This is a genomic window from Streptomyces sp. NPDC088746 (assembly GCF_044751065.1).
Taxonomy (GTDB): domain Bacteria; phylum Actinomycetota; class Actinomycetes; order Streptomycetales; family Streptomycetaceae; genus Streptomyces.
Map to the genome: position 1 here is coordinate 184,756 of NZ_JBIVLA010000010.1, position 25,639 is coordinate 210,394.

At 71.2% G+C, this 25,639-nt stretch carries 27 protein-coding genes, 1 tRNA gene and 1 pseudogene; 7 read left to right on the forward strand and 22 right to left on the reverse strand.

The window, feature by feature from the left end:
* The first annotated feature begins 179 nt into the window (after positions 1-179).
* Both ACIP63_RS33765 and ACIP63_RS33770 read left to right on the forward strand, forming a co-directional pair.
* On the forward strand, positions 180-1,679 hold the full coding sequence (locus tag ACIP63_RS33765) for an MFS transporter (protein ID WP_401523541.1): 1,500 nt from the start codon (positions 180-182) through the stop codon (positions 1,677-1,679).
* A gap of 79 nt (positions 1,680-1,758) precedes the next feature.
* Entirely contained in the window at positions 1,759-2,553 is a 795-nt protein-coding gene (locus ACIP63_RS33770; protein ID WP_401523543.1) for a TetR/AcrR family transcriptional regulator, read from the forward strand.
* On the opposite strand, the gene ACIP63_RS33775 is transcribed toward ACIP63_RS33770, so the two are convergent.
* The 5 genes from ACIP63_RS33775 to ACIP63_RS33795 form a co-directional block, all read right to left on the reverse strand.
* Complete coding sequence (locus ACIP63_RS33775) at positions 2,547-3,494, reverse strand: NAD(P)-dependent oxidoreductase (RefSeq protein WP_401523546.1); 948 nt, start codon at positions 3,492-3,494, stop codon at positions 2,547-2,549. The two genes, ACIP63_RS33770 and ACIP63_RS33775, sit on opposite strands and share 7 nt — an antisense overlap.
* 3 nt (positions 3,495-3,497) lie before the next feature.
* On the reverse strand, positions 3,498-3,968 hold the full coding sequence (locus tag ACIP63_RS33780) for a PPOX class F420-dependent oxidoreductase (protein ID WP_401523549.1): 471 nt from the start codon (positions 3,966-3,968) through the stop codon (positions 3,498-3,500).
* Between the two features lie 26 nt (positions 3,969-3,994).
* On the reverse strand, positions 3,995-4,810 hold the full coding sequence (locus tag ACIP63_RS33785) for a YceI family protein (protein ID WP_401523552.1): 816 nt from the start codon (positions 4,808-4,810) through the stop codon (positions 3,995-3,997).
* A 210-nt stretch (positions 4,811-5,020) separates the two neighbouring features.
* Positions 5,021-7,516 (reverse strand): MFS transporter, encoded by a 2,496-nt coding sequence (locus ACIP63_RS33790; RefSeq protein ID WP_401523554.1) that lies wholly within the window; start codon positions 7,514-7,516, stop codon positions 5,021-5,023.
* A gap of 23 nt (positions 7,517-7,539) precedes the next feature.
* Complete coding sequence (locus tag ACIP63_RS33795; RefSeq protein ID WP_401523557.1) at positions 7,540-8,052, reverse strand: MarR family winged helix-turn-helix transcriptional regulator; 513 nt, start codon at positions 8,050-8,052, stop codon at positions 7,540-7,542.
* Between the two features lie 327 nt (positions 8,053-8,379).
* Between ACIP63_RS33795 and ACIP63_RS33800 the strand changes: the two genes are divergently transcribed.
* A complete protein-coding gene (locus ACIP63_RS33800; protein WP_401523559.1) occupies positions 8,380-8,595 on the forward strand; it encodes a hypothetical protein in 216 nt (71 codons plus the stop codon).
* Between the two features lie 262 nt (positions 8,596-8,857).
* Here ACIP63_RS33800 and ACIP63_RS33805 read toward each other — a convergent pair whose 3' ends face one another.
* From ACIP63_RS33805 to ACIP63_RS33830, 6 genes are all read right to left on the reverse strand, one after another.
* Positions 8,858-9,724 carry an RNA polymerase sigma factor SigF gene (locus tag ACIP63_RS33805; protein WP_362930695.1) on the reverse strand — a complete coding sequence of 289 codons (867 nt, stop codon included), beginning with the start codon at positions 9,722-9,724 and terminating at the stop codon, positions 8,858-8,860.
* Between the two features lie 234 nt (positions 9,725-9,958).
* Positions 9,959-10,816 (reverse strand): RNA polymerase sigma factor SigF, encoded by an 858-nt coding sequence (locus ACIP63_RS33810; protein WP_073750855.1) that lies wholly within the window; start codon positions 10,814-10,816, stop codon positions 9,959-9,961.
* Positions 10,817-11,002: 186 nt separating this feature from the next.
* Entirely contained in the window at positions 11,003-11,296 is a 294-nt protein-coding gene (locus ACIP63_RS33815) for a Dabb family protein (RefSeq protein WP_401523563.1), read from the reverse strand.
* A gap of 10 nt (positions 11,297-11,306) precedes the next feature.
* The gene (locus tag ACIP63_RS33820) at positions 11,307-11,471 is read right to left on the reverse strand and encodes a hypothetical protein (RefSeq protein ID WP_014155101.1); all 165 of its coding nucleotides are present in this window, start codon (positions 11,469-11,471) and stop codon (positions 11,307-11,309) included.
* Between the two features lie 384 nt (positions 11,472-11,855).
* Complete coding sequence (locus ACIP63_RS33825; RefSeq protein ID WP_401523776.1) at positions 11,856-13,460, reverse strand: MDR family MFS transporter; 1,605 nt, start codon at positions 13,458-13,460, stop codon at positions 11,856-11,858.
* Between the two features lie 105 nt (positions 13,461-13,565).
* Positions 13,566-14,210 (reverse strand): TetR/AcrR family transcriptional regulator, encoded by a 645-nt coding sequence (locus ACIP63_RS33830; protein WP_401523566.1) that lies wholly within the window; start codon positions 14,208-14,210, stop codon positions 13,566-13,568.
* 335 nt (positions 14,211-14,545) lie between these two features.
* On the opposite strand from ACIP63_RS33830, the gene ACIP63_RS33835 reads away from it, so the two are divergent.
* Positions 14,546-15,337, forward strand: a complete 792-nt coding sequence (locus ACIP63_RS33835; protein WP_401523568.1) for a hypothetical protein — start codon at positions 14,546-14,548, stop codon at positions 15,335-15,337.
* A gap of 58 nt (positions 15,338-15,395) precedes the next feature.
* On the opposite strand, the gene ACIP63_RS33840 is transcribed toward ACIP63_RS33835, so the two are convergent.
* The 4 genes from ACIP63_RS33840 to ACIP63_RS33855 form a co-directional block, all read right to left on the reverse strand.
* Positions 15,396-15,480: transfer RNA gene (locus ACIP63_RS33840), tRNA-Ser, on the reverse strand.
* Positions 15,481-15,560: 80 nt separating this feature from the next.
* On the reverse strand, positions 15,561-15,989 hold the full coding sequence (tadA, locus tag ACIP63_RS33845; protein ID WP_401523571.1) for a tRNA adenosine(34) deaminase TadA: 429 nt from the start codon (positions 15,987-15,989) through the stop codon (positions 15,561-15,563).
* Positions 15,990-16,070: 81 nt separating this feature from the next.
* The gene (locus ACIP63_RS33850; RefSeq protein ID WP_401523778.1) at positions 16,071-16,646 is read right to left on the reverse strand and encodes a hypothetical protein; all 576 of its coding nucleotides are present in this window, start codon (positions 16,644-16,646) and stop codon (positions 16,071-16,073) included.
* Positions 16,647-16,864: 218 nt separating this feature from the next.
* On the reverse strand, positions 16,865-17,101 hold the full coding sequence (locus tag ACIP63_RS33855) for a hypothetical protein (protein ID WP_401523573.1): 237 nt from the start codon (positions 17,099-17,101) through the stop codon (positions 16,865-16,867).
* A gap of 115 nt (positions 17,102-17,216) precedes the next feature.
* Here ACIP63_RS33855 and upp point away from each other — a divergent pair, with 115 nt between their 5' ends.
* Complete coding sequence (gene upp / locus ACIP63_RS33860) at positions 17,217-17,852, forward strand: uracil phosphoribosyltransferase (protein ID WP_325748007.1); 636 nt, start codon at positions 17,217-17,219, stop codon at positions 17,850-17,852.
* Between the two features lie 49 nt (positions 17,853-17,901).
* Here upp and ACIP63_RS33865 read toward each other — a convergent pair whose 3' ends face one another.
* The 6 genes and pseudogenes from ACIP63_RS33865 to ACIP63_RS33890 form a co-directional block, all read right to left on the reverse strand.
* Complete coding sequence (locus ACIP63_RS33865; RefSeq protein ID WP_401523781.1) at positions 17,902-18,498, reverse strand: LytR C-terminal domain-containing protein; 597 nt, start codon at positions 18,496-18,498, stop codon at positions 17,902-17,904.
* A gap of 141 nt (positions 18,499-18,639) precedes the next feature.
* A complete protein-coding gene (locus tag ACIP63_RS33870; protein ID WP_014155093.1) occupies positions 18,640-18,936 on the reverse strand; it encodes a type II toxin-antitoxin system VapB family antitoxin in 297 nt (98 codons plus the stop codon).
* 193 nt (positions 18,937-19,129) lie between these two features.
* Positions 19,130-20,677, reverse strand: coding sequence for a M28 family metallopeptidase (locus ACIP63_RS33875; protein WP_401523783.1), 1,548 nt, complete (start codon positions 20,675-20,677; stop codon positions 19,130-19,132).
* A gap of 68 nt (positions 20,678-20,745) precedes the next feature.
* Entirely contained in the window at positions 20,746-21,354 is a 609-nt protein-coding gene (locus ACIP63_RS33880; protein WP_401523576.1) for an HhH-GPD-type base excision DNA repair protein, read from the reverse strand.
* Between the two features lie 97 nt (positions 21,355-21,451).
* A pseudogene (locus tag ACIP63_RS33885) lies at positions 21,452-21,826 on the reverse strand (sigma factor); the annotation flags it as partial.
* Positions 21,827-21,857: 31 nt separating this feature from the next.
* Positions 21,858-22,277: a YciI family protein gene (locus ACIP63_RS33890; RefSeq protein WP_401523579.1), complete on the reverse strand. Its 420-nt coding sequence runs from the start codon at positions 22,275-22,277 to the stop codon at positions 21,858-21,860.
* Between the two features lie 184 nt (positions 22,278-22,461).
* Here ACIP63_RS33890 and cbiE point away from each other — a divergent pair, with 184 nt between their 5' ends.
* Both cbiE and cobM read left to right on the forward strand, forming a co-directional pair.
* Positions 22,462-23,733 carry a precorrin-6y C5,15-methyltransferase (decarboxylating) subunit CbiE gene (cbiE, locus tag ACIP63_RS33895; RefSeq protein WP_401523582.1) on the forward strand — a complete coding sequence of 424 codons (1,272 nt, stop codon included), beginning with the start codon at positions 22,462-22,464 and terminating at the stop codon, positions 23,731-23,733.
* Positions 23,730-24,479: a precorrin-4 C(11)-methyltransferase gene (cobM, locus tag ACIP63_RS33900; protein WP_401523584.1), complete on the forward strand. Its 750-nt coding sequence runs from the start codon at positions 23,730-23,732 to the stop codon at positions 24,477-24,479. Before cbiE ends, cobM begins: the two co-directional genes overlap by 4 nt.
* A gap of 19 nt (positions 24,480-24,498) precedes the next feature.
* Here cobM and ACIP63_RS33905 read toward each other — a convergent pair whose 3' ends face one another.
* Positions 24,499-25,617: a cobalt-precorrin-5B (C(1))-methyltransferase gene (locus ACIP63_RS33905; protein ID WP_401523587.1), complete on the reverse strand. Its 1,119-nt coding sequence runs from the start codon at positions 25,615-25,617 to the stop codon at positions 24,499-24,501.
* Between the last annotated feature and the right edge of the window lie 22 nt (positions 25,618-25,639).

A 25,639-nucleotide genomic window follows, 5' to 3' on the forward strand; every position in this document is an offset into this window, starting at 1 on the left:
GACCCCGGTAGCAGGGCGGTGGCCCCGGAGCACAGGCTCCGGGGCCACCGCCCTGTGGCGTCCCCGGTGCGGATCCGGAGCCGTACGCATATGTGTTGTACGCCGTAGAGGGAATGCCATACGGTGTACAGGAGCCATCTCCCATACACCGTACAAGTGCACCGGAACCAGGAGCCCGCATGACGGCGACCACCGCCGAGCAGAACGACCTCACCCCCCGGAGCGGCCACGCGCGGCGCTGGGTGGTCCTCGGGGTCATCTGCCTCGCCCAGCTGACCGTGCTGCTCGACAACACCGTCCTGAACGTCGCGATCCCCTCGCTCACCTCGGATCTGCACGCCTCCACCGCCGATGTGCAGTGGATGATCAACGCCTACGCGCTCGTCCAGTCGGGGCTCGTCCTCACCGCGGGCAGCGCCGCCGACCGCTACGGCCGGAAGAAGATGCTGGTCGCCGGACTCGCGCTGTTCGGTGTCGGCTCGCTGGCCGCAGGGCTCGCGCAGTCCTCCGGACAGCTGATCGCCGCCCGCGCGGGGATGGGTGTCGGAGGCGCGCTGCTGATGACGACCACCCTCGCCGTCGTGGTGCAGATCTTCGACGACACCGAACGCGTGAAGGCGATCGGCATCTGGTCCACCGTGAGCTCGCTGGGCTTCGCCGCCGGTCCGCTGATCGGCGGGGCGATGCTCGACCACTTCTGGTGGGGCGCGATCTTCCTGGTCAACATCCCCGTGGCCGTCATCGGCCTCGTCGCGGTCGTCCGGCTCGTCCCCGAGTCGAGGAACCCCCACGGCGACCGCCCGGACCTGGTCGGGGCGCTGCTCTCCACCCTCGGCATGGCCTCCGTCGTGTACGCGATCATCTCCGGCCCCGAGCACGGCTGGGGCTCCGGCCCGGTCCTGCTGACGGCCTTCACCGGGGCCGCCGTCCTCACCGGATTCGTCCTGTGGGAGCTCCATGTCCCGTACCCGATGCTGGACATGCGCTTCTTCCGCGACCAGAGGTTCACTGGTGCGGTCGCGGGCGCGGTCCTCGTCGCCTTCGGGATGACGGGTTCACTCTTCCTGCTGACCCAGCACCTGCAGTTCGTCATCGGCTACGAGCCGCTGGAGGCCGGGCTGCGGACGGCTCCGCTCGCCCTCACCGTCGTCGCGCTCAACCTCACGGGGCTCGGCGCCCGGCTCGTGGGGAAGCTGGGCACGCCCGCCGTCATCGCCGCCGGGATGAGCCTGCTGGCCGCCGGGCTCGGGGCGATCGCCCTGCTGGGAGGGCGGGACTACGGCGGCATGCTGCTCGGCCTGATCGTCATGGGGGCGGGCGTCGCGCTCGCCATGCCCGCGATGGCCAACGCGATCATGAGCGCCATTCCGCCGGAGAAGGCGGGCGTGGGCGCCGGGGTGAACGGCACGCTCGCCGAGTTCGGCAACGGGCTCGGGGTCGCCGTGCTCGGAGCCGTGCTCAACTCCCGGTTCGCCGCGCTCGTCCCGGGTGTCGCCGGGGCCGCCTCCCTGCCCGCGGTGCTCGCCGGAGCCGACGGGGCGGCGGAGCGCGAGCGCGTCACGGACGCCTTCGCCTCGGGCCTGGAGACCAGCCAACTGGCCGGAGCGGCGGCGGTCCTGGCCGGTGGTCTGCTGGCCGCGGTCCTGCTGAAGCGGGCGGAGCGTACGGAGGCCGACTGAGAACCCCAGGTGACGGGCATAGCATCGGACGGGGGCGCCGGTACGCAGGAGAGCCACCGCGAGACGAGGAGTGTGCGCCATGGGGTCCGCGGCAGACCGTGTGAAGAACCCTTCCAGGGTCAGTGTGTGGCTGGACCGGCGGACACCGTCGCGCACCCGCAAGGCGGATCAGCCGGCCGGCCTCGACCGGGACAGGATCACGGCGGCGAGCGTCCGGCTGCTGGACGCCGACGGACTCGCGAAGTTCTCCATGCGGCGCCTCGCCGCCGAGCTCGACGTCACGGCGATGTCCCTCTACTGGTACGTCGACACCAAGGACGACCTGCTGGAACTGGCCCTGGACACCGTCTTCGGCGAGATTCCGGCCACGGCGGAGGACATCGACTGGCGCGACCGCCTGCGTGAACTGGCCACCAGCTACCGGAAGATGTTCGTCCGGCATCCCTGGGTGTCGGCCCTCATCGGCAGCTTTCTGAACATCGGCCCGCACTCGATGCTGTTCTCGTACGCCGTCCAGGACGTCGTCCGGGCCACCGGGCTGCCCCTGGAGCGGCGGACGGGCGCGATGGCGGCCGTCTTCCAGTTCGTCTACGGATTCGGCACCACCGAGGGGCACTTCGTGCAGCGCACGGTGGAGGCGGGACTCACCCAGGACGAGTACTTCGAGCGGGCGATGGGAACGATCCGCGCGGACCCGGAGATCCATCAGGCCATGCGGCCCTCGGAGAACCTCATGGACGCGCGTGGCGGGGCGACGGTGGAGGAGATGCGCGAGCGGGACTTCACGTTCGCGCTGGACCTCCTGATCGCGGGCATCGAGGCGACGTGCGAACAGGCGGCGCGCCGGCCGCAGGACGAGCCCGGCCCTCAGTAACCGCGGCGGGTGTCCACGGCCAGGGCCGGTGTGCGCCCCTCGGCGACCGCCTGCCAGCAGGACTCGAAGTCGGCGACGACGTCCTCGTCGGCCGTGATGCCGGCCGAGTGCGACGTGATCACCGTGCGCGGCAGCCGCCAGACGCGGTCGCCGGGAGCCGCGGGTTCGTCGGGCAGCACGTCGAGCACGGCGCGGCGGACCTCCCCGCCGTGCAGCGCGGCCTCCAGCGCCGCCATGTCCACCGTCGCGCCCCGGCCCACGTTGACGAAGGTGGCGCCCCGCATCGCGGTGAATCTGGCGGCGTCGAAGAAGCGCTCCGTGTCACCGGTCAGGGGCAGGGCCGACACCACCCACCTGGCCTCCGCCAGCGCCGCCGTCTCCTCCTCCGAGCCGGCCGGGACCACCCGGTCGAAGCCCGCGGGCGCGGCGCGGGGGGTGCGGCCCACGCCCACCGTGCGTACGGAGCAGGCGCGCAGCAGGCCGGCGACGGCGGAGCCGATGCGGCCGGTGCCGTGGATGACGGCGGTCCGTCCGGCGGCGAGCTCGGACGGGAGGCGGCGCCACTCGGACCTGGAGTGCTGCGCGGTGTGCTCCGGCACGGACTGGCACTCGGCGAGGATCCAGGCCAGCGTGTACTGGGCGATCCGCTCGCCCATCCGTCCCACCGTCCGTGTCAGCAGGGCCCCTTCGGGCCAGGGCCCGGCGGCGAGCAGCGCGTCCGTACCCGCGTTGACGCTGTGGAACCACAACAGGCCCGGGACCCGCAGCGTGCCGGGCAGCACGTCCCCCACGTACACGAAGGGGACGTCGGGCGCGGTGGCGTGGACCGGTACGGCCGGCCGGCCGGTGATCCGTTCCAGCTCACGGACCACGGCCGGTCCGACGGACGGGGAGGTCAGCAGCCGGGCCCGCGCGAGCGGGTCCGGGTGGGGCGGGGCCATCGGTCAGGCGCCGCCGGCCAGGTGGGCGGGGAAGCCGCCGGTGGCGACCGGGCTCCAGCGCTCCGGAGTGATCCGGATGATGGACTTCCCCTGCTTGATCATCGCCGCCCGGTACTCGTCCCAGTCCGGGTGCTCGCCGGAGATGTTGCGGAAGTACTCGACGAGGGGCTCGACCGAATCCGGTGAGTCGATCACCTCGGCCGAGCCGTCGACCTGGACCCAGGGTCCGTTCCACTCGTCCGACAGGACGATCACGCTGACCCGCTCGTCCCGCTTCGCGTTACGGGTCTTGGCCCGTTCGGGGTAGGTCGAGACGACGATCCGCCCCGCGTCGTCCACGCCGCAGGTGAGCGGGGAGCCCTGGGGGCGGCCGTCGGACCGGGTGGTCAGCAGGATCGCCCGGTGCCGGGGCCGCACGAAGTCCAGCAGTTCCCCGAGCTCCACGGTCGTGTTGGTCGCGATGTTGGGTGCCATACGGCCAACCCTAACTTCGGGCCGCCTTATCCCGGGAGGGAGTCGCCCTGGACCGCCTGGATGTCGAGCTCCACGCGCAGGGTCGTGCCGATCGCGGAGATGCCCGCCTGCAGCACCTGGTTGTAGTTCATGGCGAAGTCGTCGCGGCGCAGCTCCGCCGTGGCGTGGAAGGCCGCCCGCACCCCGCCCCACGGGTCGGGCCCGGTGCCCAGGTAGCTGAGGTCGAGGTCCACGTCCCGCGCGATGCCGTGCATGGTGAGCAGGCCGTGCACCGTCCAGCGGTCGGGCCCGGCCGGGGTCAGCGCACGGGAGCGGTAGGTGAGCTCCGGGAACGTCTCCACGTCCAGGAAGTCCGCCGAGCGCAGGTGCTTGTCCCGCATGGCGTTGCCCGTGTCGATGCTGCTGGAGGCGATGAAGGCCTCCACCCGGGAGTTCTGGACGTCCTCGTTGATCTCGATACGGCCGCCGAACTCGGTGAACCGGCCGTGCACGCTGGAGATGCCCAGGTGCTGTGCGACCGCGGCCACCGAGGAGTGCACCGGGTCCAGCGACCAGGTGCCCGGAGGCGGCAGTTCCACGCCGCCCTGCCGGGCCAGCACCACGGTCCCGGCCTCGACGCGGCCGCTGGCCGTGACGAGCGCGGTGGACGCGGCGGGGGCGTAGCCCACCGCCGTGACGATCACCGTGTACGCGCCGGCCTGGAGGAGATTGTCGGTGCGGACGGCCCCGTTCTCGTCGGCGGCGGCACGGAGCACCTGGGTGCCCGTCATGTCGGTCACCGTCACGACCGCGTGCTGGACCGCCCAGCCGTCCCGCGTACGTACCTGTGCGCGAAGTCCCATCCCGTGTTCTCTCCTTGCTCAAATCACTCGTGAAGCAGCGACTTAGACCGACCGGCACGTGCGTGCGGTCTCAATAAGTCGGGCCCCGGGGCGGGATCGGCAGGCCGTCCCCTGCCTGCCGTTCCCGCCACGGGGCCCATTTCCACCGGCGGCCACAGCCTCTCCGCTCGAAGTGCTGTCCCGCCAGGGGTCTTTGCGGATCTTTCCCTCTTACTCGCCCGGGTGGGCGAGCTCGATGTCGTGACCGTCGACTCCGCTGCCGCTCACGGTCAGCGAGCCCGCCACCGGCGGGTAGCCGGTCGCGATCACGGAGTACTCACCGGCGTCCAGGTCGGTGAAGGCGTACACGCCGTCCTCCCCGGTCGTCGAGGTGGCGACCACGTTGCCGGCCGCGTCGACCAGCGTGACCCGGGCGTCGTTCAGCGGTGCCCGGCGGGAGCCGGCCTTGACGACACCCCGCACCAGCGCGCCGGACCGCAGGGCCACGTCGACCCGGGTGACACCCTGGCCGCCGACCTCCACCGGCAGGGCCAGCGGACGGAAGCCCGCGGCCGTGACGGCGACGGTCACCGGGCCGGGGATCAGCTCACCGAAGGTGAACTCACCCGCGCCGCCCGAGACGCCCGTGGCCAGCACGTCACCGCGCACGTCGGTGACGACGACCATGGCGCCGTCGACCGGGCTGCCGCCCTCGGCGGTCCGCACGGTCCCGGAGAGACCGCTCGTACCGGCGAGCAGGATGTCGTAGGCCAGCGGCTCCTCGCCGACGACCACGGTGGACGCCTGCGGCTGGAAGCCGTCGGCGGACGCGATCAGGACGTACGAGCCGGAGCCCGGCGCGTCCAGGACGTAGCCGCCGTCGGCCTGGGCGACGGAGCGCCCCAGCTGCCGGCCGCCCAGCGAGATCAGTGTGACTGCGGCACGGGCCACGGGTGCGCCCTCGGCGCCCCGCACCACACCGCGTACGGGTGTTCCCTGAATGGTCAGCTCCTTCGTGGCAGCCGTCTCCTCCAGGACGTCGACCGAGGTGACCCCGGTCGTTCCCTCGGCGATCAGCGCGGTGTCGGCCGTGGGCGCCGCGACGGACTCCGTCGCGGCCGCTCCCTCGGCGGGGGTGTCGTTGCCCGCCCTGGTCTTCAGGGCGACCTCCTTGATGAAGAGGGTCAGGAGGAAGGCGACGAGCGCGGCAGGCGCGGCGAACAGGAAGACGTCGGCGACACCGTGGCCGTAGGCGACCTCCATGACCGTACGGAGCGGGGCGGGGAGCGCGTCCAGGTCGGGGATGCCCCCGCCGCCGGTTCCGCCGTGGCCCAGTGCGGCACCCTCGGGGCCGAGGTCGGCGAGGCCGTCCTTGACGTAGTGGGTGACGCGGTTGCCCAGGACGGCACCCAGCGCCGAGACGCCGATCGCACCACCGAGGGAACGGAAGAACGTCACGACGGAGCTGGCCGCGCCCAGGTCGGCCGGGGCCACCTGGTTCTGCGTGGCGAGCACCAGGTTCTGCATCATCATGCCGACGCCGAGACCCATGACGAACATGAAGATCGCGATCTGCCAGTAATCGGTGTCGTACCGGATGGTGCCCAGCAGCCCGAGACCCGCGGTGAGCAGGAAGCCACCGGAGACCAGCCAGGCCTTCCAGCGGCCGGTCTTGGTGATGATCTGGCCCGACACGGTCGAGGAGAGGAAGAGCCCGGCGATCATCGGGATCGTCATGACGCCGGACATCGTCGGCGACTTGTCCCGCGCCAGCTGGAAGTACTGGCTGAAGAAGACGGTGCCCGCGAACATCCCGATACCGACGAACAGCGAGGCCGCGGAGGCCAGCGTGATGGTGCGGTTACGGAAGAGGCGCAGCGGGATGATCGGCTCGCGGGCCTTGGTCTCGATGAACAGGAACAGCGCTGCGAGCACGACGGTGCCGCCGAGCATCGTCCAGGTCTGCCAGGAGATCCAGTCGTACTTGTCGCCCGCGAAGGTCACCCAGAGCAGCAGCAGCGAGACCGCGGCGCTGATGAAGAACGCGCCGGCCCAGTCGATCTTGACGCCCTCGCGCTTGACCACGGGGAGCTTCAGGGTCTTCTGGAGCACGATCAGGGCGATGATCGCGAACGGCACGCCCACGTAGAAGCACCAGCGCCAGCCCATCCAGCTGACGTCGGTGATGACGCCGCCGAGGAGCGGGCCGCCGACGGTGGCGACGGCGAAGACCGCGCCGAGGTAGCCGCTGTAACGCCCGCGCTCGCGCGGGGAGATCATCGCGGCCATCACGATCTGGGCGAGGGCGGAGAGACCGCCGACGCCGATGCCCTGCACCACACGGCAGGTGATGAGCATGCCGCTGCTGGTCGAGAGACCGGCGACTATGGAGCCGCCCACGTAGATGAGCAGGGCGATCTGGACCAGCAGCTTCTTGCTGAACAGGTCCGCGAGCTTGCCCCACAGCGGGGTGGTGGCCGTCATGGCCAGCAGCGAGGCCGTCACGACCCAGGTGTAGGCGCTCTGTCCGCCGCCGAGGTCGGAAATGATCTCGGGCAGGGCGTTGGAGACGACCGTCGACGACAGAATCGCGACGAACATGCCGAGCAGCAGCCCGGTCAGCGCTTCCATGATCTGCCGGTGTGTCATCGGCGTGCCAGCGGGGGCTTCGGCAGCCCCGTGCTTGGCGTGGCCGCCCCGCACACCGGGTGGTGTGGTCGTAGCCATTAAATTCCTTCTCTTTGCTTCTGTTACACGGGTGTACGGGTGTGTGGGTCGTCGGAGTGCCCGGCGCGGCAGTCGCCGCCATGCCTCCCGGGGGCACACCCTCCGGAGCCGCGGCAGGAGAAACTGTCGCGCAGCCGGGACAACAACGTGTTGAGCTGACCGACTTCGTCGTCGGACCAGTCGATGAGGTGGTCGGCGAACATCTCCGTCGTCCGCCGGCTCAGTTCGTCGATCAGTTCGTCACCCGCGGGGGTCAGCCGCAGGATGCGGGACCGCTTGTCCGCCGGGTCCGGGGACCGTTCGATCCAGCCGCTCTCGACCGCGTGAGTCACATGACGGCTGGTCACCGACATGTTCACGGCCAGGAGCTCGGCAAGGCGGGAGATCCGCATCTCCCCGTACTTGGCCAGTAGCGTCAGCACGGTGGCCGAGCCACCGGGACACTCGGCGGGCAGGATGCGGGCGAGTCCCCGCTTGACGGCTCCGACGGCGCTGAGCTGCCGGGCCAGTTCTTCGTACTGGCTCCGTGCTGCCACTGACCCTCCAGACATCTCGCGAGGTCATCTTGTTGCTTAGGGCAACGATAGAAGCAGTTGGTTGCCACAGGCAAACGAAATGGGCCTTGCAGAAGTAAAGGGAAACAAAAGCCTGTGTAGGCGCCGGGTCAAGCGTGCAGCGCACAGGCGTGGGCACCCGGCCGGATGTGTTCCTCGCCACAGAAAGGGTGGTGCGAGGGGGCGCGTGGAGGCGGTGCGGAGCGCTCCGGCGGACGGGTGAAGAGACCGTGTGCGCGGCGGAAGGGCATCGGCCCCTGTGGACCCGGGGGTTGGGCGGATGGCTCGCGTTCGCTAGTGTCCTGGGCCATGGCACACAACCCCCACGCCCCGCAGCCGGGCCCCGAGGGCTCTCACGACCCGGCGGGCAGCACGCAGATGTTCCGCGCCTTCGTCGACGAGGGCGAGCCGCAGCGCAGGCAGCAGCCCGCCGCGACCTCGTCCGGTTCGAAGACCGGGGTGATCGTGGCCGTCGTCGCGGTCATCGTCGTCCTCGGCGCGGTCGCCTGGCTCGCGCTCGGCTGACCCCCGCCCGCCCCTTCACGGCCGGCCCGTCGCCCCTCTCCGGGGCCCGTGGACCGGCCAGGCGCCCACGTGAGCGTGTACGCCGTCCTTCCGCACCCGCTCCCGCGCCGCACGTCGGCGCGGGAGCGGTCTGCGTCGGGCGCGGGCCGGGAGCGTCCGCGGGTCCGTGCGGCGCGGGAAGCCCGGGCACGGCGAGGCCGCCGGGGCGGCGTGCGTGGTGCCCCGGCGGCCGGTGAGCCGCTCCGTACGGACCCGTCAGGGGTCAGTCGGAGATGAGCCCCTCCCTGAGCTGGGTGAGCGTCCGGGTCAGCAGCCGGGAGACGTGCATCTGCGAGATGCCGACCTCCTCGCCGATCTGCGACTGGGTCATGTTGGCGAAGAAGCGCAGCATGATGATCTGTCGCTCGCGAGGGGCGAGCTTGGCCAGCAGCGGCTTCAGGGACTCGCGGTACTCGACGCCCTCCAGCGCCGCGTCCTCGTATCCGAGGCGGTCCGCCAGCGAGCCCTCGCCGCCGTCGTCCTCGGGTGACGGTGAGTCCAGGGAGGAGGCCGTGTAGGCGTTGCCCACGGCCAGGCCGTCGACCACGTCCTCCTCGGAGACCCCGAGCGCCTTGGCCAGCTCCGGCACCGTCGGTGACCGGTCGAGCTTCTGTGCGAGCTCGTCGCTGGTCTTGGTGAGGGCGAGCCGCAGCTCCTGGAGCCGGCGCGGCACCCGCACCGACCACGAGGTGTCGCGGAAGAAGCGCTTGATCTCCCCCACGACGGTCGGCATCGCGAACGTGGGGAATTCCACGCCCCGTTCGCAGTCGAAGCGGTCGATCGCCTTGATCAGGCCGATCGTCCCGACCTGGACGATGTCCTCCATGGGTTCGTTACGGCTCCGGAACCGCGCCGCCGCGTACCGCACGAGCGGGAGGTTGAGCTCGATGAGTGTGTCCCGCACATAGGCCCGCTCAGGGCTGTCCGTTCCGTCGGGGCCCGAGGCGGGACCCAGCGCGGCTAGCCGCAGGAACAGGGAGCGGGACAGGGTGCGGGTGTCGATGGCTTCCGGCGAGCTGGTGAGCACGGCTGGTGCCGGCACGCTCTTCGTGAGCGTGAGCACCTTCGAGCTGCCCTGTTCTGCGGACATGCCACCCCCTTGAGGTCGCGGACGGTCGCGGTGGCCACGACCATCGGAGGAACGCAGCCTCCACCTGAATACCGGAGGTGGGGCTGCGGCAAACGCGGTTCCAGCAGAATGTCACATGTCGGCAACACGCTGTAGTGACATGTCGACAAGTCAGCGCCGAAACCGTGCAGGAAACAGGGGGTGTGCGGCTTTTACGCCCCCGGATGCGGCCCTTCTGGGGTCTACCCGTTCCGGTTACGCTTCGATCCTGTTTGCGGATCGCAGTCGGGCGAAACTTCTGGCCAGAAGCCTTGACACATGCATCTGGGAGACGCCCAGTTCGGCGCTGATCTGTGACTGCGTCAGGTTGTTGTAGTAGCGCAGCAGCAGGATCCGCTGTTCGCGCTCGGGCAGCTGGACGAGAAGGTGCCGGACGAGGTCGCGGTGTTCGACCCCGGCCAGTGCCGGGTCCTCGTAGCCGAGGCGGTCCAGGAGTCCGGGCAGCCCGTCACCTTCCTGGGCGGCCTCCAGCGAGGTCGCGTGGTAGGAGCGGCCCGCCTCGATGCAGGCGAGGACCTCGTCCTCGGAGATCTTCAGGCGCTCCGCGATCTCGGCGGTGGTCGGTGAGCGGCCGTGAGCGGTCGTCAGGTCCTCCGTCGCGCCGGTGACCTGGACCCAGAGCTCGTGCAGCCGACGGGGCACGTGCACGGTCCGCACGTTGTCCCGGAAGTAGCGCTTGATCTCGCCGACCACGGTGGGCATGGCGAACGTGGGGAACTGGACGCCGCGTTCCGGGTCGAAGCGGTCGATGGCGTTGATCAGGCCGATGGTGCCGACCTGGACGACGTCCTCCATCGGCTCGTTGCGGCTGCGGAAGCGGGCCGCCGCGTAGCGCACGAGAGGCAGGTTCGCCTCGATCAGCGCGGTGCGCACCCTGTGGTGCTCCGGGGTGCCGGGTTCGAGGTCCTTGAGCCGCCCGAACAGCACCTGGGTCAGCGCCCTGGTGTCCGCGCCCCGGGTTCTCGCCGGTGTGGTGGGGTCGGGGGTCTCGGTCTGGATGTCGTCCGTCTGGACGTTCTGGGGCGGGACTTGAGGCGCTGTACTGGCCGGCACGGTGTCGCCACCCCTTTGCGGTCAACTACGGTCAACTCATCCGTCAAAAGCGGTCATAGCATCACAAGACATGTCCACTGTGTGCAAGCACCGCATAGAGTCGTGTTGAGGGTATTTTGGTTTAAACATGCCGAAAAGCCCCTCTCCCGTAGGGGAGGGGCCGGCGGGACCGGGGATCCGGAAGGGTCAGAAGGGGTAGTCGGCGATCACCCAAGTGGCGAAAGCGCGCCACTGGCCGGCCGCGGCCTGGTGCTCGGGGTGCTCGGCGTACCGCTTGAGCGCGTCCTCGTCGGCGACCGCCGAATTGATGGCGAAGTCGTACGCGATCGGCCGGTCGGTGATGTTCCAGGCGCACTCCCAGAACTGCAGCTCGGGAATCTTCCCGCCGAGCTCCCGGAAGGCCTCCACGCCCGCGACGACCCGCGGGTCGTCCCGCTCGACGCCGTCGTTCAGCTTGAACAGGACCAGGTGGCGGATCATGGTGGATCTCCTACTTCACGAGCTCGGACATGAAGTCTCCGACGCCCTGCGCGGCGCTCGAAACACCCTCGAACCCTATTTGAACGAGGTCGGCGCTCCGCTCGGGAGAGGTGATGATCGTGTACAGCACGAAGACCACAATCATGTAGAGCGCGATCTTCCTCGCTTGCACCACAGCCCCGCCCCTCCCCTTCGATCACCTGTGCAGTCGCGTGATTCTAGCCGCACGTCCGCGCGAATCCGCTGGCCGTTTCCGATCACTGATGTGGCTTTTAGGGTCGAAGGACCCGTCGATTCGGGCCCTTTGTCGGCGGGCGCGGCTTACGCCGGGGAGGAGGATGGGGTGTGGGCCCGCAGCACCCGCAGGTATGCGCGGGCCGAGGAACGGGACCTCCACGAGGTCCCCACCGCGTGACTTCCCCCCGACCGCGGCGAGGGCCTACGGTCCCCGTTCTCACCGGGGGAAGCGGCTTGTCCCCCCGATGCCGCTTCCCCCGACCTGACGCCCGAAGGGCCCGGCGCATCGCGCCGGGCCCTTCGTGTCGTCCGTCCGTACGGGTCAGTCCTTCTTCAGACCGACCGGGCCGGAGGCGGCGTCCTGGACGCCGGAACCCTCACCGTCGCGGGGTGCCGGGACGGTGCCCACGGCGGCCTCCTCCGCGAGGCGTTCCATGCCGCTCGTCGTCTTGAGGGGCTTCTCCTTGATGAAGAGCACCGAGAGCAGGGCGAGGAAGGCGAACGGGGTGGCGATGAGGAAGAGGTCACCGGTCGCGACGCCGTACGCGTGCTCGACGATCTGCTTGAGCGGCTCGGGCAGCGTGGTCATGTCGGGCACGGCGCTGCTGTGGCCGCCGCCGGTCGCGGGGAGCCCGCTGTCCGCGAGGCCCTTGCTCATCTCGCTGGCCACCCGGTTGGCGAGGATCGCGCCGAGCACACTGGTGCCGATGGTGCCGCCGAGGCTGCGGAAGAAGGACAGCACGGAGGTCGCGGCGCCCAGTTCGTGCGCCGGCACGTCGTTCTGCGCGGCGAGCACGAGGTTCTGCATCAGCATGCCGACGCCGATGCCCATGAGCGCCATGTAGAGGCTGAGCAGGCCGAAGTGCGTGTCGGCGTCGATGGTCGAGAGCAGTCCGAGGCCGGCCATCATGACGACGGCTCCGGAGACCAGGTAGACCTTCCACTTGCCGGTCGCGGAGATGATCTGTCCGGCGACGGTCGAGGAGACCAGCAGACCACCGATCATCGGGAGGCTCATGAGCCCCGCGACGGTCGGGGACTTGCCCAGCGAGATCTGGAAGTACTGGGACAGGAAGACGGTCCCGGCGAACATCGCGACACCGACGAAGAAGCTCGCGAGGGTCGTGAGCGACACCGTGCGGTTGCGGAAGATGTCCAGCGGGATGATCGGCTCCGCGGCCCTCTGCTCGACGAAGACCGCCGCCACCAGGAGCACCACGCCGGTGGTCACCAGCGCGGCCGTCTGCCAGGACGCCCAGTCGAAGCTGTTGCCCGCGAGGGACGTCCAGATCAGCAGCGCGCAGACGCCGGCCACGATCAGGAAGGCGCCCAGCCAGTCGATGCTGACCTTGCGGCGTACGGTCGGCAGCTTCAGGGTGCGCTGGAGCAGCACGATCCCGGCCAGTGCGAACGGCACACCGATGAAGAAGCACCAGCGCCAGCCGAGCCACGAGGTGTCCACGAGGACACCACCGATCAGCGGACCCGCGACCGTGCCCACGGCGAAGACCGCGCCGAAGATGCCCGCGTACTTGCCGAGCCGGCGCGGCGGGATGACGGCGGCCATGACGATCTGGGCCAGCGCCGTCAGACCACCGGCGCCGATGCCCTGGATGACGCGGCTGACGATCAGGGTGACGACGTCCTGCGAGAAGCCGGCCACCAGGGAGCCGACCACGAACAGGCCGAGCGAGAGCTGGAGCAGCAGCTTCTGGTTGAACAGGTCGGCGAGCTTGCCCCACAGCGGCACGGTGGCCGTCATGGCGAGCAGCTCGGAGGTCACGACCCAGGTGTACGAGGACTGGCTCGCACCGAGGTCGGCGATGATGCGTGGCAGGGCGTTGGCGACGACCGTGCCCGCGAGGATGGCGACGAACATGCCCGCCATCAGGCCGGACATCGCCTGCAGTATCTGCTTGTTGGTCATGGAGGTGGGCGCCTGCTCGGGCGCCTCGGTTGCGGTCACGGTGTCCTTCTTCGGTACGTGAGCAGAACAGGTCGGTGGTGCGCGGGACCAGGCCGCGGCGGGCGGCTACGCCGAGGGCCGCGGGAGGCCCTGAGCCAGCTGGGCGAAGACGTCCTGGAAGACCTCCGCGAGTACGGTCTCGCCCGAGTGGTCGCACCAGTGCTCGATGGTGACCCGCAGGGCGGTCTGGGTGACGGCTGCGAGGAGCCGGGGGAAGACGGCGGTTCCGGGCGGCCCTTCCGTGACGCCACCGGTGGCGTCGAGCCATTCCCCGATGGCGACGGCGAGGGCCTTCTCCTCCGCCACGTGGGCCTCCAGGCCGCGGTGGATGAGGTGGGGCGAACGCTGGAGCACCTTGGACTGGAGGGCCCACAACTCATGGCGGGCCTCGAACCCGTCGAGCTCGGCGACGAAGGCGTCGCGTACGACATCGATCGGGGGCCGTTCGGCGGGGGCGCGGCGCACGGACTCCCTGATGCGCTCGCCCGCCTCGTCGTCGACCAGCACGAACGCGTCGTCGTGGCTGGGGAAGTAGTTGAAGAACGTCCTGGGTGAGACACCGGCGGCCTCGCTGATGGCCTCGACGGTGACGTTCTCGGCGCCGTGCTCCGCGGCGAGCCGCACGGCCGCCTCGGCGATGGCCCTGCGCGTTGCCTGCTTCTTGCGCTCCCGTAGCCCGGGTCCGGATGTCGTCTTCGGCACAACGTGCATAGTAGGCAAAGATGCACATCCTGCAAAATTATTTGCGGCGTGGTCCGGGCTGCCGAGTGATGGGGCCCCGCCCGCCCGACGGCAGGCCGGCCCCGAATGGGCGCCCGGGCGCGGAACCGTTCTCCCGTTGGGGCCGAGGCCGTTCGCCGACTCCACGGTCCTGGAGCCGGGGCGGAGGGCGGTGGCCGACGCCGATCGTGCGTTGCGTAAGAGATGAATATGCCTACATATGGTGATTGCGCCGCCACCGAGGGTTACGTTCCGGTGGTGTGCGTCGCGTCGGTCGGGCATCCGGCGCACGCCGGGTGCCCTTCAACTACTCAGAAGGAGTGAGTGTGAGCACTCGCTTTGGCGTGACCCGGAGGAAAGCCCTCACGGTCACAGCACTGGCCGCGATCGTCGCCTCGGCCCTCTCAGGAGCGTCCGCCGTCGCGGACGGGAACGGCGGGGACCGCGAGCGCGGCTCCGACCACTGGGGCGTGATCACCCGCAACACGATCGGATCCCCCGTCGCCGATCTGCGGAACGGCCCCTTCGGCTCGTTCGGTGTGACGGGTCCCTCCGCCAGGCCGCCCTACGGACGGGGCAGCCTGGGCATCGAGGTGGCGGACGACTCCACCTCGCTGACCCCTCCCAGCGAGAAGGTCGACTTCGGCAACGAGGTCGACTTCTTCGGCGATCCGGTGCAGGGCTTGCGGAGGGTCGGCTTCCACGTCTTCCAGACAGGGGAGAACGAGTCCTACGGAGGCCCCGAGAACATGCCGAACATCAGGTTCGAGATCGATCCGAACCTGGCCGCGCTTCCGAACGACAACTACTCCACGCTGGTGTGGGTGCCGGAGGCCGCCCCGGTGACGAACCGGTGGAGCGGCTTCATCGACGCCACCTCGACCGGCTACTGGTACCTCACGGGCAACGAGGCCCCCGCCTGCGACCAGGCCGCGGAGTGCTCCCTCGAGGAGCTGAAGGACGCGCTCGACGACGGCGGCGCGGGAGCGACCGTCTACACGGCCGCGGTGGGCAAGGGGCGCGACCACATGTGGATCGGCGCGGTCGACGGCCTCCGCATCAACCAGAACCTCTACGACTTCGAGACCGACGGGGTCAGGACACGACGGGCCGGCTGACGCGGCACGGAACGCAGTGAAGGGACCGACCCGGACGGGTCGGTCCCTTCATCATCTGCGGTAGCGGAGGGATTTGAACCCTCGGTGAGTTTCCCCACACTCGCTTTCGAGGCGAGCTCCTTCGGCCGCTCGGACACGCTACCGAGAGAGAGCTTAGACCATGCCGGGGCCTGGTTCGAAATCCGATTCCCGGACGACGGGCCGGAGCGCCCGGGAGGCGGCCTCAGCGCTTCCGGAAGAACGTCGTCAGCAGGTCCGCGCAGCGGTCCTCCAGGACGCCGTGGATCACCTCGGGGCGGTGGTTGAGCCTTCGGTCGCGTACGACGTCCCAGAGCGAACCCACGGCGCCGGCCTTCTCGTCCCGCGCCCCGTAGACCACCCGGGCGATCCGGGACTGGACGAGCGCGCCGGCGCACATCGTGCAGGGCTCCAGGGTGACGACCAGCGTGCAGCCGGTCAGCCGCCAGGAGCCGAGAGCGGCGGCGCCCCGGCGCAGGGCGAGCACCTCGGCGTGCGCCGTCGGGTCGCCGACGGCCTCGCGCTCGTTGTGGCCGGTCGCGATCAGGGCGCCGTCCGGATCCAGGAGAACGGCGCCGACCGGCACATCGCCGGCCGACGCCGCCTGCGCGGCCTCGTCCAGGGCCTGGCGCATGGATGCCTGCCACGGGTCCCTCACGGGATCGGGGGGAGGCGGTGGGGAGGGGGTGGGTGGTGGTGCGTTCACCCGCGGACCCTAACGGACGGCCTCCAGGACGTCGGCCGCTCCCAGCGCGTCGGCGATCTCCGCCAGCGCGTCGGTGCGCAGGGTCAGCAGATCCTTCTCGGACAGGCCCAGGTCGGCGAGGATCGCGAGATCGCCGAGCGGACCCGCCGGTACGGCATCGGGGTCCTCCTGATCCAGGTCGGGTTCGGTGACGGCGCCGCCGGCGCCGTCGGCGTCGGGCAGGGGGTCGTCCGGCTCGCCGTCCTCCGTCCCGTCGAGGTCGACGAGCTCCTCGAGTGCGGCGATCTCGTCCTCGGCCCCCGGTTCGCGGCCGAGCAGTTCATCGGTGAGCAGGATCTCCCCGTACGAGGAGCGGGCGGCGGCGGACGCGTCCGAGACGTAGATACGGGGGTCCTCCTCACCGTCCACCCGGACGACGCCGAACCAGGCGTCCTCCTGCTCGATGTAGACGAGGACCGTGTCCTCGTCCACCGAGGCCTCACGGGCCAGATCCGTCAGGTCGGACAGGGTTTCCACATCGTCGAGCTCTGTATCGCTCGCTTCCCACCCGTCTTCGGTGCGCGCGAGCAGTGCGGCGAAGTACACCGTGACTCTCCCACTGGTCATAGGTGAATCGGTCCGACGGGAGGGCAGACGGTCATCCGGCTGCTCTGGGCCCCGCCCAATCGGCATCGTGGCAGAAACGAGCGCGATGCGAGACCTCTTCGACCGTTGCGTCGGCCATCAGTTATTCCGGGTGCGCGTCCGCCGGCGCTGCTTCCGTGACTCCTCCGGGGGCGGTCCGGCTGCTCCGGCGACCGTCCTCACCAGCGGAACGTACGCATCCGCATCTGTTGGCGCATACGGGCCGCACGGGCGCGGCGCGGCTGGACCCGGTCGCGGAGCTGCTTCGCCTCGTGGAGCTCGCGGAGGAACTGAGCCCTGCGCCTCCGGCGTACCACGTCACTCTCCTGCGCGTCCGGCACGTCCTCCTGCGCGTCGGGCAGGTCGCGCGCGTCGCGTCCGGCCTGCCGCCGGTTCCGCTGCTCCCCGTCGGTCAATCGACACACCACCCCAAGCCTGGGTCCGTATGCCCCCACCTTCCCCCCGAACAGGTGCTTGATGCCAACGCGGACCGGCGGGGAGCCCGGCCGGGGCCCGGTTACTGTTGACGGCATGCGGATCCACGTCGTCGACCACCCGCTGGTGGCGCACAAACTCACCACGCTGCGCGACAAGCGCACCGACTCCCCGACCTTCCGGCGGCTCGCCGACGAGCTGGTCACCCTCCTCGCGTACGAGGCCACCAGGGATGTGCGGACCGAGCAGGTCGACATCGAGACCCCGGTGACGCCCACGACCGGTGTGAAGCTGTCGCATCCGCGCCCCCTGGTCGTGCCGATCCTGCGCGCCGGTCTCGGCATGCTGGACGGCATGGTGCGGCTGCTCCCGACGGCCGAGGTCGGCTTCCTGGGCATGATCCGCAACGAGGAGACGCTCCAGGCGGAGACGTACGCCACGCGGATGCCCGAGGACCTCTCCGGCCGTCAGGTCTACGTCCTGGACCCGATGCTGGCCACCGGCGGCACGCTCGTCGCGGCCATCCGGGAGCTCATCAAGCGCGGCGCGGACGATGTCACCGCCGTCGTGCTGCTCGCGGCGCCCGAGGGCGTCGAGGTGATGGAGCGCGAGCTGGCGGGCACGCCGGTCACCGTGGTCACGGCCTCGGTCGACGAGCGGCTCAACGAGCACGGCTACATCGTGCCCGGCCTCGGGGACGCCGGGGACCGGATGTACGGCACCGCCGGCTGACCCGGTCGGTGCCGCCGGCCGGGCCCGGGCCCGGCCGGACCCGGCCGCCTCAGCAGGAGGACGGCGCCGGGGACGGAGCGGTGAGGGCCGTGAGGGCCGTCGCCGCCGCCGCGGGCGTGCTGAACGCCTTGAACTTCGTACCGATGATCAGGTCGATGTCCGCCGTCTTGCGGGTGTCGGTCTTCTGCGCGGCCCCCGGCAGCTGTGTGGCGAGCACCGGGAACGAGCCGTTCATGGCCTTCGGGCCGCCGAGCAGCATTCCGGTGCCGGGCACCTTCTTGTCGTACGCGGCCGGTGCGTTGTCCACCTTGCCGATGGCGAAGCCGCGCTTCTTGAGCTCGTCGGCGGCGGCCTTGGCCAGTCCGCTGCGGGGCGTCGCGTTGTAGATGTTGACCTTGATGGCGGCCGGCTTGGGGAGCACCTTCGCGGGCGCCGAGGCGCTCGGGGAGGGGCAGGCCTTCGGCCGGCCGGCGGCGTTGGCCTGGCCGTCGCCGCCGGTGAAGACGTCGATGACCTGGAGCGTGCCCCAGCCGGCGAGACCGAGGGCCACCGCGGCGGCGGTCACCGAGAGGACCAGCTTGCGGCGATGACGGGGGCGGCGCATGCGGGGGTACGTGTTACCCGTGATGCGGTACTTTCCGCCCATGCCGGGAGGGGTCAGCATGCTCATGGGCGCAGCGTAGTGCGACCTGGTGATGATGCCTACTAAACGATCAACCTATGGCACCCGTACGAGCATAAAAGCACCCGAAAGGCCCGAAATGCGCCATGGGTGGGAGTGGCGGGCTCAGCCCATTTCGAGCACGCGTGCGTGGAGCACCTGGCGCTGCTGCAGAGCGGCGCGCACGGCGCGGTGCAGCCCGTCCTCGAGATAGAGGTCGCCCTGCCACTTCACGACGTGGGCGAACAGGTCGCCGTAGAACGTGGAGTCCTCGGCGAGCAGGGTCTCGAGGTCCAGCTGGCCCTTGGTGGTCACCAGCTGGTCCAGGCGGACCGGACGCGGCGCGACATCCGCCCACTGTCGGGTGCTTTCCCGGCCGTGGTCGGGATATGGCCGCCCATTTCCGATGCGCTTGAAGATCACACGGAAAGCCTACCGGGCAAGGGGCTCCGGGCGCAGCCAGGGAACACGACTGCGATGCCGGTCAAAACGGTATGAATCCGCTCCGATCGGCGCACCGTCTGTGATGTGTGTGAGGGATGTTTGTGAGCGTGCCCCGGTGGCCGGGCGGTGACGGCACGGTGACGCACCGGGGCGGTCGGGTGCGCGTCGCGTGCTATCCGGTGACGCCGTGGGCGTGCCCCTGGCGCAGGCCGCCGCCGAGCTCCTCGCCGGAGGCGGACGCGGACGCGGACGCGGCCGGGCGGTCCAGGGAGCTCAGATCGTGGGCGTAGGTGCCGACCGCGTGGGCGATCACATCGATGTTGGTGTCGAAGTGCGCCATGTCGATGTTTCCCAGGTCGTCGCAGGCCGCGTGGTAGCAGGGGTCGTACGCGACGCCGGCCGTCCCGCCGTACGTCTCGGCCTGGGCGGCCGTCTTGATGCCCTCGGCGCCCGTGTCCGTACCGCCGGACGGGATGCCGACCTCGATGAACGGCCCGTAGTCGGAGCGCCCGCTGAAGTCCGTGCCGGTGTGCGGCTTGCCCTCGCTGTCCAGGAACGCGTTGATGTCGCGCTCCAGTTGGGCGGACCCCTCGGGGCCCGGGCCCTGGCCCACCCCGTCGGAGTCGTCGCCGTCGAAGACGAACTGCGCGCCGTTCGGCGAGGCGATCATGTCGAAGTTGAGGTAGAGCGCGATCTTCTCGCGTTGTGCCCCGGAGAGCTTCGCGACGTACGCCTCCGAGCCCAGCAGGCCGTTCTCCTCCGCCGACCACCAGGCGAACCGCACCTTGTTGGCGGGCGGCCGGTGGGACTCCGCCAGTGTCAGGGCGACTTCGAGGAGTCCCGCCGATCCGGACGCGTTGTCGTTGATGCCGGGGCCGTCGGTGACGGAGTCGAGGTGTGCGCCGAGCATGACGGTCTTCGCGGCGTTCCCGCCGGGGGTCTCGGCGACGACGTTGCGGGTGACGCGGTCCTCCCGGAACTCACGGATCTCCAGGGAGACCTTCACCTCGCCCTTCGCCACCTCCGCGACCAGCTTCTTCCCCTCGTCCTGGGTGATTCCGCCGGTGGGGATCTTCCCCGCGTCCGCACCGCCCAGGGTGCCGGAGAGGGCGCCTTCGGTGTTGTTGTAGATCACCGCGCCGTCCGCGCCCGCCACCGCTGCCGCCGCCTGCTTCTCCGCGAACGAGCAGCCGCCCCGTTCGATGAGGGCGATCTTGCCGTTGAAGCCGCCCGACGCGTAGTCGGCCGCCTCGCAGCCGGTGGTGGCGTCGGCCGGGACGGCGGCGAGGGCCGCCGTGATGCCGCCCTCCTCGGTGGAGGCGGTGTACGTCATCGCCCTGACCGAGACGTCGCGCGGGGTGGGGGAGACCACGGAGAGCTTCTCGGCGAGCGTCTCGGTGTAGACGAAGTCGAACGCCTGGTAGCCGACCTTGTAGCCGGCCTTCCGGAGCAGTTGGTGGACGTAGGCGGCGGAGGCGTCGTAACCGGGCGAGCCGGCCGCGCGGTGGCCGTCCGCCGAGTCGGCCGCCGCCTGGAAGCGCTCCAGGTGGCGGTACGCGTCGTCGGCGGACGCGTCCCGGACCAGCCGCCGCGAGAGCTCCTCGGCGTCGTCGGCCGGGTCCCGCGACGCGGATGCGGCGGCGGGGGACGCGTGACCGTGCTCCGGTGACGCGGCGAGGAGAAGCGGTGTGGCCAGGGCGGCGGCGGCCACGGCCGCCATGGCTCTGCGACGTGTGGGGCGCACTGGAGTCCTTCCGGTGTGGACGGTCGTGGGGCGGGCTTCCGCGGTCACCTGGCCCGGCCCGCCCTGGCCGCCGCCTTCGCCTGCTGCTTGTACGCCCGCACCTCGGCGAGCGATTCGGGGCCGGTGATGTCGGCCACCGAGCGGTGCGAGCCCTCCTCGCCGTACGCCCCCGCGGCCTCCCGCCAGCCCGTCGGACGTACGTCGAACTGCTTGCCCAGCAGCGCCAGGAAGATCTGCGCCTTCTGGGTGCCGAACCCGGGCAGCGCGTTGAGCCGTTTCAGCAGCTCGGCCCCGGTGGTGGCATCCGCCCAGACCGCTTCCGCCCGTCCGTCGTACTCGGTCACCAGGTACTGGCAGAGCTGCTGGACCCGCTTGGCCATGGAGCCCGGATAGCGGTGCAGCGCCGGTTTCGTGGTGAACAGCTCGGTGAAGGCGTCCGGGTCGTACGCGGCGATCTTCCGGGCGTCCAGATCATCCGACCCCATGCGCTGTGCCAGCGTGAACGGGCCGGTGAACGCCCATTCCATCGGTACCTGCTGGTCCAGCAGCATGCCGACGAGGGCGGCCAGCGGACTGCGGCCCAGCAGCTCGTCCGCATCGGGCTCCTGGGCGATCCGCACGGTGCGGGCCTTGCCGTTGTCGCTCTTGGTCATGTACTCGATGATCGCGAGAGTGACCGGGATCGGCGACTCGGTGCGGCCAGGCGCAGGTCGTGGCCGGCGGGGCCCGGCTGCCGGAACGGCACCCCCCGGGGGAGAGCTCGGGGTGGCAGCAGAGGAAGAGCAGGGTGAGGGTGTCGTCGGCGGCCGGAGCGCGGCTCTCCCCGGGCGGCGGGGCCGTGAACGCGTCGCGGGGGGTGAGCGCGGCGGCCCTCTCCTCGCGCCGCTGCCGCGCGGAGTCGGCCCGCGGCTGGTCCGTCAGCCGCCGCGGCGCGGTCCTGATCAGCCAGCCGCGCGGATGGTCGGGCAGCCCGTGGGCCGGCCACTGCCGGGAGGCGGCGAACATCGCCTCCTGCACGGCGTCCCCCGCCGTGTCGAAGTGGCCGTAGCGGCGTACGAGCGCGCCGAGGACCTGCGGCGCGTGGTGGCGCGGCAGGTCCTCGACGCCGGTCGGCCCTTCGTTCACACGGCTCCCGCCTGGAGCGCGGGCGTCCTGCTCAGCGAGCGCCCGGGTCCCCGCCTTCGTCGATGGGACGGATCAGCACCGGGTAGACGGGCGCGCCCTCCGGCTGCGGACACTCCTGGATGCGCGCCGCGATCTCGGTGACCCTCTCCAGACTCGCGCAGTCGAGCACCCAGTACCCGGCGAGCTGCTCCTTCGTCTCCCCGTAGGGGCCGTCGGTGATCACCGGCCGGCCGTCCGCGCCCGGCAGCACCGAGCGGGTCCTGGCGGGTTCGGTCAGGCCCTGGCCGTCGACCATCTCGCCGGACTCGGCCAGGTCGTTGTTGAGGTTTCCCATGAAGGCGTACATCGCCTGCACGTCCTCCTTGCTCCAGGCCGGGCTCCCGGCCGACGGCCTGCCGCTCATGGCCTCGTAGTCGGCCTGCGAACCCTGAACCATCACGAGGTACTTCATGGTGTCGCTCCTCGGCTTCTCGGTCGCCGCCCCTTGTGGGCAACCCTCACAGGGGACGTCGGAGCCGGCGAGCGGTTCTCGACACCACGCGGGAAGATTTCCGGAATCACTCCGCCGCACGGGTCCGGAAGCCGCCCCCGTAGAGTTCGGCTGCGTCGTCCCACCAACCCCCGAGGTACCGGCTGTGTCACCCGTGTCGCCCCCGCCCGCCGTCCCGGCGCCCGCGTCCGCCGTGAGCGTCGTGGGGATCGGCGCCGACGGCTGGGCCGGCCTCCCGGAGAGCGCCCGCGCGGTGCTCCTGGACGCGGAGGTCCTGATCGGGGGCGAGCGCCAACTGGGTCTGCTCCCGCCGGTATGCCGGGGCCGGCGGGTGCCCTGGCCGTCGCCTCTGCGGCCCGCCGTGCGCGGTCTGCTCGCCGCGCACACGGGGAGCAGGACAGCCGTCCTCGCCAGCGGCGACCCCATGTTCTACGGCATCGGCCGGGCCCTCACCGAGGAGCTGGGCGCCGGGGCGCTCCGGGTGCTGCCGCACCCGTCCTCCGTGTCGTACGCCTGCGCCCGGCTCGGCTGGCCGGTGGAGGACACCGAGACCGTCACCCTCGTCGGCCGCCCCGCGGCCCGGCTGGCCGGTGCGCTGTACGACGGGCGCCGGCTGCTGGTGCTCTCCGCGGACGCGGCCACGCCCGCCGCCGTGGCCGCCCTGCTGCGGGACCACGGCTTCGGGCCCAGCCGGATGCGGGTGCTCGAACAGCTCGGCTCAGCCGCCGAGGACTGCCTGGACGGCAGCGCCGACACCTGGGAGCACCCCGCCGGGGACCCGCTCAACGTCATCGCGGTGGAGTGCCGGAGCACCCCGGGCGCCCTGCGCCTCGGCGCCGTACCCGGGCTCCCCGACGAGGCGTACGAGCACGACGGCCAGCTCACCAAGCGCCATGTCCGGGCGGCCACCCTCGGCGTACTCGCTCCGGCCCCCGGTGAGCTCCTGTGGGACATCGGCGGCGGCTCGGGGTCGATCGCGGCGGAGTGGATGCGGACCCATCCGTCCTGCCGTGCCGTCACCGTGGAACGCGACCCGGTCCGGGCGGGGCGCATCGCCCGTAACGCCGGCCGGCTCGGCGTCCCCGGGCTGCGCGTGGTCACCGGCCGCGCACCCGAGGCTTTGGCCGGACTGCCCGTGCCCCACGCCGTGTTCATCGGCGGCGGGCTCACCGCGCCGGGGCTGCTCGACGCCTGCTGGGACGCGCTGCCCCCGGGCGGCCGGCTGGTCGCGAACACGGTCACGCTGGAGTCGGAGGCACTCCTCGCCGAGTGGTACCGGCGGCTCGGCGGCGACCTGGTCAGGCTCTCGGTGGCCCATGCCGTGCCGGTCGGCGGGTTCACCGGCTGGCGCCAGGCCATGCCCGTCACACAGTGGTCCGTACAGAAAACCCCGCACGCTCCAGGAGACGACAGATGACCGTGTACTTCATCGGCGCGGGCCCCGGCGCCGCCGACCTGATCACGGTGCGCGGCGCCCGTGTCCTCGCCGCCAGCCCGGTCTGCCTGTACGCGGGCAGCCTGGTGCCGCGTGAACTCCTCGCCGACTGCCCGTCGGACGCCCGGCTGGTGGACACCGCCCAGCTCGACATCGACCGGATCACCGCCGAGCTGGTGCGGGCCCACGAGGAGGGTCACGACGTGGCCCGGCTGCACTCCGGCGACCCGTCGGTCTTCAGCGCCGTGAACGAGCAGATGCGACGGCTGGACGAGGCGGGCGTGCCGTACGAGGTGGTGCCCGGCGTGCCCGCGTTCGCCGCGGCCGCGGCGGCGCTCAAGCGGGAGCTGACGGTGCCCACGGTCGGCCAGACCGTGATCCTCACCCGGATCGCCCAGCGGGCGACCGCGATGCCCGAGGGCGAGGACCTGGCCACGCTGGGCCGCAGCGGCGCGCTGATCGTGCTGCACCTCGCGGCGCGGTACGTGGACCGGGTGGTCGACGAGCTGCTGCCGCACTACGGCGCGGACTGCCCCACCGCCGTGGTCGCCATGGCCTCGCGGCCGGACGAGATCATCCTGCGCGGGACGCTGGACTCCATCGCGGAGCAGGTGAAGGAGGCCGGAGTGATCCGTACAGCCGTGATCATGGTCGGCCGGACCCTGGGCGCGGAGCAGTTCCGCGACAGCCACCTGTACTCCCCGGCGCGGGACCGCCACAGCTGCTGACGGGCCGCGCCACCGGGGCTCAGTGTGCTTCGCTGCGCCCCACGACGGCCCCCGCCCGGTCGACGCAGATCACGTCCACCGCCACCGGTGCTCCCCGCAGCACCGACAGCGCCTCGTCCCGGGCTGCCACCGCGACCAGGTCGCCCAGCGGGACCCCGGCGGCCGTGCACAACTGGAGCGCGGCGAGGCCGGTGTTGGCGGCCTCGATCTCCGCCGCCAGCTCCTCGCTCGCCCCGCCCTGCCGCGCCAGCCGCGCGAGGAACGGCTTGTCGACCTGAGAGCGGCCCGAGTGCAGGTCCAGATGCCCGGCGGCCAGCTTGGACAGCTTGGCGAACCCGCCGCAGATGGTCAGCCGCTCCACCGGATGCCGGCGTACGTACTTCAGCACCGCGCCCGCGAAGTCCCCCATGTCCAGCAGGGCGATCTCCGGCAGCCCGTACTCGGCCACCACCGTCTTCTCCGAGGTCGAGCCCGTGCACCCCGCGACGTGCCGGTGGCCGGCCGCGCGTGCCACGTCCACCCCGCGGCGGATCGAGTCGATCCAGGCCGAGCAGGAGTAGGGCACCACGATGCCTGTCGTGCCCAGGATCGAGATCCCGCCCAGGATGCCCAGGCGGATGTTCCACGTGAAACGTGCGATCTCCTCGCCGTCGTCCACCGAGACCGTGATCTCGACGTCGCCGGTGCCCCCGTGCTCCGCCGCCACCCGCGCGACGTGGTCCCGCATCATCTGGCGGGGGACGGGGTTGATCGCGGGCTCCCCGACGTCGAGCGGCAGCCCGGGGAGGGTCACCGTCCCCACGCCCGGGCCGGCCCGGAACACCACTCCGGACCCCGGGGGCAACAGGCGGACGGTGGACCGCACCAGCGCGCCGTGGGTGACGTCCGGGTCGTCGCCCGCGTCCTTGACCACGCCCGCCGTGGCGCTGCCGTCGGCGAGCTCCTCCACCGCGAGCGCGAAGGCGGGGGTCTGGCCCCTGGGCAGGGTGATGGTCACCGGGTCGGGGAACTCGCCGGTCAGGAGGGCCGTGTACGCGGCCGTGGCCGCCGCCGTGGCACAGGCCCCGGTCGTCCATCCGGGCCGCAGACCGGTGTGCTTGAGTTGGGCGGTGCGCCCGCCCTGCGCCTCACTGCTCATGGATGGCGTGCGCCTCACTGCT

Coding starts and splice junctions, on each gene's coding strand:
- ACIP63_RS33785 (WP_401523552.1), bottom strand. CDS start 4,810: ATGGGACTTCGCGCACAGGTACGTACGCGGGACGGCTGGGCGGTCCAG.
- ACIP63_RS33765 (WP_401523541.1), top strand. CDS start 180: ATGACGGCGACCACCGCCGAGCAGAACGACCTCACCCCCCGGAGCGGC.
- ACIP63_RS33865 (WP_401523781.1), bottom strand. CDS start 18,498: ATGGGCGGAAAGTACCGCATCACGGGTAACACGTACCCCCGCATGCGC.
- ACIP63_RS33825 (WP_401523776.1), bottom strand. CDS start 13,460: ATGACCAACAAGCAGATACTGCAGGCGATGTCCGGCCTGATGGCGGGC.
- ACIP63_RS33875 (WP_401523783.1), bottom strand. CDS start 20,677: ATGGCGGCCGTGGCCGCCGCCGCCCTGGCCACACCGCTTCTCCTCGCC.
- cobM (WP_401523584.1), top strand. CDS start 23,730: ATGACCGTGTACTTCATCGGCGCGGGCCCCGGCGCCGCCGACCTGATC.
- ACIP63_RS33805 (WP_362930695.1), bottom strand. CDS start 9,724: ATGTCCGCAGAACAGGGCAGCTCGAAGGTGCTCACGCTCACGAAGAGC.
- ACIP63_RS33780 (WP_401523549.1), bottom strand. CDS start 3,968: ATGGCACCCAACATCGCGACCAACACGACCGTGGAGCTCGGGGAACTG.
- ACIP63_RS33775 (WP_401523546.1), bottom strand. CDS start 3,494: ATGGCCCCGCCCCACCCGGACCCGCTCGCGCGGGCCCGGCTGCTGACC.
- ACIP63_RS33880 (WP_401523576.1), bottom strand. CDS start 21,354: ATGACCAAGAGCGACAACGGCAAGGCCCGCACCGTGCGGATCGCCCAG.
- ACIP63_RS33790 (WP_401523554.1), bottom strand. CDS start 7,516: ATGGCTACGACCACACCACCCGGTGTGCGGGGCGGCCACGCCAAGCAC.
- upp (WP_325748007.1), top strand. CDS start 17,217: ATGCGGATCCACGTCGTCGACCACCCGCTGGTGGCGCACAAACTCACC.
- ACIP63_RS33770 (WP_401523543.1), top strand. CDS start 1,759: ATGGGGTCCGCGGCAGACCGTGTGAAGAACCCTTCCAGGGTCAGTGTG.
- ACIP63_RS33815 (WP_401523563.1), bottom strand. CDS start 11,296: ATGATCCGCCACCTGGTCCTGTTCAAGCTGAACGACGGCGTCGAGCGG.
- ACIP63_RS33890 (WP_401523579.1), bottom strand. CDS start 22,277: ATGAAGTACCTCGTGATGGTTCAGGGTTCGCAGGCCGACTACGAGGCC.
- tadA (WP_401523571.1), bottom strand. CDS start 15,989: ATGCGCCAGGCCCTGGACGAGGCCGCGCAGGCGGCGTCGGCCGGCGAT.
- ACIP63_RS33830 (WP_401523566.1), bottom strand. CDS start 14,210: ATGCACGTTGTGCCGAAGACGACATCCGGACCCGGGCTACGGGAGCGC.
- ACIP63_RS33905 (WP_401523587.1), bottom strand. CDS start 25,617: ATGAGCAGTGAGGCGCAGGGCGGGCGCACCGCCCAACTCAAGCACACC.
- ACIP63_RS33800 (WP_401523559.1), top strand. CDS start 8,380: ATGGCACACAACCCCCACGCCCCGCAGCCGGGCCCCGAGGGCTCTCAC.